The sequence below is a fragment of the Haloferax sp. s1 genome (genome assembly GCF_058382125.1).
In genome coordinates this window covers 1-5,424 of record NZ_JBZRPK010000479.1, presented here as the reverse complement: position 1 = coordinate 5,424, position 5,424 = coordinate 1, and the positions used below count along the sequence as shown (strand labels likewise).

Sequence of the window (5,424 nt, the reverse complement as noted above, 5' to 3'; positions counted from 1 at the left end):
ATCACAACCAGTTCGTGAGGCGGTGACAAGAGTTCGTCGCCTTCTCGCACCGTCCGGGAGGGTCTCTGTCACACTCGAAAAACCGGATTGGAACTCATCAAAAAACCTCCAACACCGTTTTGAGAGTTCAATTGGACGAAACGACCTCGTCTCAGACGACATTAGTATCCAGACCCGTGGGGAAGCCTACGAAGTAGCTGCACCCACAGAAGAGAACCGGTATATCCGGTCCTTGTTCGGTCCCACGTTTCAGACATCCCTCCCTGATTCGGTCGAAAATGCACGGATAGTCGTCCGGATGGACGGGCACATCGTTCAGCGTCGCCCGCTGACTGACCTCGAAAAGGAATATCTTGAATGGTACTCACAAACCACCGACGACCCAACTCATCTAGACCCGGTTCCGATTCAAATCGGCGAACTGACGGCCGAGGACGCCGTTCGTGTAGCGTCTAGCCTCGCGGTCCCGACAGGCTCGTCCAACCGCTTTCAACAGCGGTGTTGATTCGGGTCGCGGCCGCTGGTGATGGAATAACGAGACGGTACGAGGGAAGACCGGTATTGCTCTGGTGTGTGCGGGGCCGCCAACGTGTCGCACAACCAACCACCGATAGCAGTCCAGACGGTGTAGAGTACCACGGTCAGGTGGTCCGTGGAACTCTCGCTGTACTCTTTAGAACTCGAGACCCGACGGGTCGTTACTCGGGGTCAGCGGACTCCGCGGAAGTCCGCTCGGCGGGTCCGGGAGATTGTAGCCGCGAGGAGCTACGTCGTTCGGGCCGTCCGGATAGAACACCGACGCGAGCAGTTGGATGTGGTCGCGTCCCACATCGAGTTCGAACTGGCCGCCGCCGTACAAGGACATGCCGCGAGCCTCGGCGTACTCGATGGTCTCGAAGAGTGACTCGACGGTCCCGAACCGCGAAGGCTTGATATTGAGCCACGACGGTTCGAACGGGAGTTCTTCGACCGACTCGACGCCCGTAATCGGCGCGTCCCACGAAACACGCGATTTCTCGCCGTCGAATAACGGTCGGGTCTCGTCGGTGAACTCGGGGTCTTCTATCACGGCGTCGGGGAATCCCGAGATGATTCGCTCGTAGAGTGCAGGGTCTGCTTCCTGATCGACAGAGGTGTTCTTGTACTGGCCCTTGAGGTCGAGGATGCGGACGCAGTCCCGCTCGGCGAGGGTCGCCACGAGGTCGTCGTCCCACGCCGACGTGGGGTCCAGTTTGAACTCGCAGTCGGGGTCGCGGTCGAGGAGCATCTCGATTCGGTCGGCCGATGGTGAGTCGCCGAGTCGCGTGCTCACCACGAACCGAACCGGGTCGCGCTCGCGACCGAGTGCCGCCGCGAGGTCGGTCCCGTGCTGTCGGAGCGCGAGGTCGAGTCCGGCGGATTCGAGCGCCCAGCGACGGTAGTGCACCGATGTCTCGCGTTCGGGTCCCTTCGTCGGGAACAGGTCCACATCGTCGAGAGCAGCGGAGAAGTCGGCGAAGGAGTCGTACGCCCCCTGAAGGTCAAACACGTCGTCGGGCGCGTCAGCGAGGGCGTCGTGGTCCTCCGAGTCGTACGTTACGTCTTCGCCACGGCCAACGTCGCCGTCGCCGGAGAGTGAGAAGACCGTTGTCTTGCGGAGAAAGTCACTCGACGTGTCGCTCTCGAAGCGGTCGCGGGTGACAGACTCGACGGTGAGCGGCAGGTCAGCCACGCGGTCGAAAAGAGTCATCGAGTGAGCAGTTGGATTCGGAGGCCTAAAAACGTACACGTCGGGCCGGTTGGTGCCGATTCGAACTGTGTTGCGTTTGTGATTCAGACCGCGCCGTGTTCGACCTTCTCTACCCGCGTTGCAAGCGCGAGAAACGTCGCCGCGAATGTCAGTACGACAGCACCGGCGGCGGCGAGTTCGTGGGCTGGCGCGACGTGCTGGACGACGCCGTCGACGATTGGCTCGGCCGGGATGAGCGTGTGGTGGGCCGACCCGACAATGGGGACGAAGTAGTCCACGAGGTCGTTGAAGCCGTACCAGACGACTGCGAGGAGAACGGCACCGATGGGGAACCGGGCGTAGCGCTGGATGAGAAACGCCTCGACGACCATGGCGAGGTGGCTCCAAAAGAGGAAGTTGTACATCGCCCAGTGGAGATACGAGAAGTCGCTTTTGAACACGAGAAGCACGTACGGCGTCCACAACCCGAGTTTGAGACAGCCGAAGAACGCGAGCGCGTTGATATACTCGTTCGACCGCCCGAGTTTCCAGAACGCGAGTGAGAGTGCGATAAAGAGCGTAGCGACGGGGCTATCGGGAACGAGCGGCCACATTACCGTCGGTTCGATGCTGAACTGGAAGCCGTAGTACCAGAACCCGAACGCGGTCCCGACGAGGTTGATGACGACGACGAGCCACGCGATATTGAGTCCGAAATTTTCCAGCCACTCCGGGAGGGGCGCGAGCCACCGCGGCAGATTCGTCGTGGGCGGCAAGTCGTCGTCGCCGAAGAGGCGTCTCGGGTCGTCGAGTATGTGGCGTAATCGCGTCGCCTCGTCCATATACACGCCGAAGTAGGGGGAAGCCAAAGCGGTGCCGGTCTCACCCATGGAGGGGCCGACCGTGCGAAGAACTGACGAGCGGAAGCGATTGCTTAAGTGTACCCGGTCGCAACCCACGGACATGGCTGAGGAGACCGACCTTGAGGAACTCCGGCGTGGGACCGAACTCGTCAAGCGCGGGTTCGCCCAGATGCAGAAAGGCGGCGTCATCATGGACGTTGTCAACGCAGAGCAAGCGAAGATTGCCGAGGAGGCGGGCGCAGTCGCCGTAATGGCACTCGAAGCCGTTCCGGCCGACATCCGCAAGCGTGGTGGCGTCTCTCGGATGGCCGACCCCGAGAAGGTCAAAGAAATCATCGACGCCGTCTCCATCCCGGTGATGGGCAAGGCCCGCATCGGCCACTACACCGAAGCACAGATTCTCGAAGCTATCGGTGTCGACATGGTCGACGAGAGTGAGGTTCTCACCCCGGCGGACAACGAATACCACATCGACAAGCGCGAGTTCACGTCGCCGTTCGTCTGTGGTGCGCGCAACCTCCCCGAGGCGCTCCGCCGCATCAACGAGGGTGCCGCGATGATTCGCACCAAGGGAGAAGCCGGTACTGGCGACGTCAACCAGGCCGTCACTCACCAGCGGACCATCAAAAACCAGATTCGGACGCTTACGGGTCTGAACTTCGACGAGCGCGAGAAGTGGGCTCGCGAGCACGAAGCACCTGCTGACCTCGTCCACGAGACAGCCGAGATGGGTCGGCTGCCGGTCGTGAACTTCGCCGCCGGTGGCATCGCGACGCCCGCCGACGCGGCGCTCATGATGTACCACGAGTGTGACGGTATCTTCGTCGGTTCCGGCATCTTCGGCGCAGAGGACCCAGAGACGATGGGCGAGGCAGTCGTCGAGGCCGTCAACAACTGGGACGACCCCGAGAAACTCGCCGACATCGCCTCCGGCATCGGCAAGGGCATGAAGGGCGAAGCGAACGTCGACATGCCCGAAGAGAAGAAGCTGCAAGGCCGCGGCGTCTAAGCGACTTCTCACTCCACTCTCGTACCGATTTCGACCGCTTTTGCTACGAAACAGTCGTGAGCGCGACGCTTAGATTGTTGTCGCCGAACGACGCGTGACACACGGACCAGTCTCTACAGGTCGACAGTGGTGTCTACAGGTCGGCAGTAATGCGCGTTTTCGAGGTACGACTGTCGGCGGTGTCGGAAAATGAGAATCGTGTTCGTCGCCGACGCGTCCACGTACGCGGGTTCTCTTGGCAGTCTTACGCGAGCGCGCGGGACTTCCGATTCGAGTCGTCTTCCGTCTCTGACTCTTCGCCGAGGAGGACGGTGACCGGCCCGTCGAAGTTGAGCATGACCGTCTGGGTCACGTCCCGAGAGAGAAGCTTCCCTGTCGGCGAGCGGCGGCGACCGGACACGAAGAGGTGGTCGCACGATTCCGCCTCGGCCGTTTCGAGAACCGAATCGACTTCCGGGCCGATGTCGGCGACGACTCGGTAGTCGACATCAAGGTCGTCGAGAGCCTCGCGTGCGAGACGCTTGGCTTTGCGCGTGGCCGACTCGGTTGCCTGGTCGATGCCGTAGACGACATCGGACGACCCGACATCGGCGAGGGCCGAGCGCGTGCGCTCGAACTCCTCGTCGGGGAGGACGGTGAGGACGACGAGTTCCGCTCCGCTGCCGGCGGCGAGTTCGCCTGCTTCGCGGAGGATTCGATTCGACCGTTCGTTCGGACTGACGACGACGAGTGCTCGTTGCATATCCTGAATGTCTCGCGTAAATGAGAAAAGTCTTCTCGGAATCGTGTTAACACGGACCGTGAGAACTTTTTCCAGTGGCTCAGGGTCCAAAAAACACCATAATTTGGTGTGCTAGTTGTTCTCTCTATACCATTCAGATATCAAATATTTCAGCGCCGCGACCGACACGCGTCTTGTAGGCGCGGGCAGCCACATCGGTCTCGTCGAAGGCTTCGAGCATCGCACCCGCAACGCGAGTTCGGTCGCTGGCGTGGCACACACTGAGAACCGACGGGCCGGCACCTGAGACGGTAACGCCTTCCGCCCCGGCTTCGAGTGCCGCCTCTCGAACATCGTGATAGCCGGTGATGAGTTCCGCTCGCGCCGGCGTGACGATGCGGTCGTCCATCCCGGCCCCGACGAGTTCGGGGTCGCGACGGCACATCCCGACAGCGAGCGTCGCTGCCCGACCGACCGTGTGAACCATGTCTTCGATGCTGGCCCGACTCGGGACGACACGCCGTGCATCGCGAGTCGAGACGGCGATTTCGGGAAGGCACGCGACGAGCGGGATGTCGGCGTCGACAGTCGTGACTCCGTCGTCGGTTGCGACGGTGAAACCGCCGAGCAGTGCGGGCGCGACGTTGTCGGCGTGGGGTTCGCCGGAGACGACTGCCTCCCCCTCAGCGGCGACCGGGACGAGTTCCTCGCGGGAGAGTCCGCGGTCGTACAGTTCGTTCAGGGCGACTGCGGCCGCGGCGGAACTCGCGGCCGACGACCCGAGACCCGACGAGGGCCGGACACCTTTGTCGATACGAATGTGTGCGGGGGCGTCGAGTGCCTCGGCGACGGCACCGACGACGTTTCGGTCCGGGTCAGTCGGAATGTACTGGCGACCGACGCCCGTGACCTCGATTGTTGTGCGGTCCGCCTTTTCGACGTGAACGACGTCAGCGGGGCGGTCGAGAGCCACTCCGAAAACGTCGAACCCACTTCCGAGATTGGCGCTCGTGGCGGGTGCGCGGGGCGGGAACAAGCCCCCCTTTGCCCCTTAGCTGAGTAAAATGTTGCGGAGGTTGCTACTGCCCCGCCGGGGGGGAATTCTACCCACCACACCCAATTA

General features: G+C 62.1%; 6 protein-coding genes. 2 read left to right on the top strand and 4 right to left on the bottom strand.

Annotated features, from left to right (window positions below; translation table 11 throughout):
- Nucleotides 1-505: hypothetical protein (locus QT222_RS07335; protein WP_491476782.1), on the top strand; the 505-nt coding region annotated here is incomplete at its 5' end.
- A 168-nt stretch (nt 506-673) separates the two neighbouring features.
- Here QT222_RS07335 and QT222_RS07330 read toward each other — a convergent pair.
- Nucleotides 674-1,729 (bottom strand): enolase-like domain-containing protein, encoded by a 1,056-nt coding sequence (locus tag QT222_RS07330; protein WP_004059753.1) that lies wholly within the window; start codon nt 1,727-1,729, stop codon nt 674-676.
- An 83-nt stretch (nt 1,730-1,812) separates the two neighbouring features.
- Nucleotides 1,813-2,550, bottom strand: coding sequence for a DUF1405 domain-containing protein (locus tag QT222_RS07325; protein ID WP_491476781.1), 738 nt, complete (start codon nt 2,548-2,550; stop codon nt 1,813-1,815).
- 121 nt (nt 2,551-2,671) lie between these two features.
- Here QT222_RS07325 and pdxS point away from each other — a divergent pair, with 121 nt between their 5' ends.
- Nucleotides 2,672-3,580, top strand: coding sequence for a pyridoxal 5'-phosphate synthase lyase subunit PdxS (pdxS, locus tag QT222_RS07320; RefSeq protein ID WP_004059755.1), 909 nt, complete (start codon nt 2,672-2,674; stop codon nt 3,578-3,580).
- A 244-nt stretch (nt 3,581-3,824) separates the two neighbouring features.
- Here the strand turns inward: pdxS and QT222_RS07315 are convergent, their stop codons facing one another.
- Nucleotides 3,825-4,322 carry a universal stress protein gene (locus tag QT222_RS07315; protein ID WP_004059756.1) on the bottom strand — a complete coding sequence of 166 codons (498 nt, stop codon included), beginning with the start codon at nt 4,320-4,322 and terminating at the stop codon, nt 3,825-3,827.
- 133 nt (nt 4,323-4,455) lie between these two features.
- Nucleotides 4,456-5,337 carry a homoserine kinase gene (locus QT222_RS07310; RefSeq protein WP_491476780.1) on the bottom strand — a complete coding sequence of 294 codons (882 nt, stop codon included), beginning with the start codon at nt 5,335-5,337 and terminating at the stop codon, nt 4,456-4,458.
- Nucleotides 5,338-5,424 lie beyond the last annotated feature (87 nt).

Coding starts and splice junctions, on each gene's coding strand:
- QT222_RS07330 (WP_004059753.1), bottom strand. CDS start 1,729: ATGACTCTTTTCGACCGCGTGGCTGACCTGCCGCTCACCGTCGAGTCT.
- QT222_RS07325 (WP_491476781.1), bottom strand. CDS start 2,550: ATGGACGAGGCGACGCGATTACGCCACATACTCGACGACCCGAGACGC.
- pdxS (WP_004059755.1), top strand. CDS start 2,672: ATGGCTGAGGAGACCGACCTTGAGGAACTCCGGCGTGGGACCGAACTC.
- QT222_RS07315 (WP_004059756.1), bottom strand. CDS start 4,322: ATGCAACGAGCACTCGTCGTCGTCAGTCCGAACGAACGGTCGAATCGA.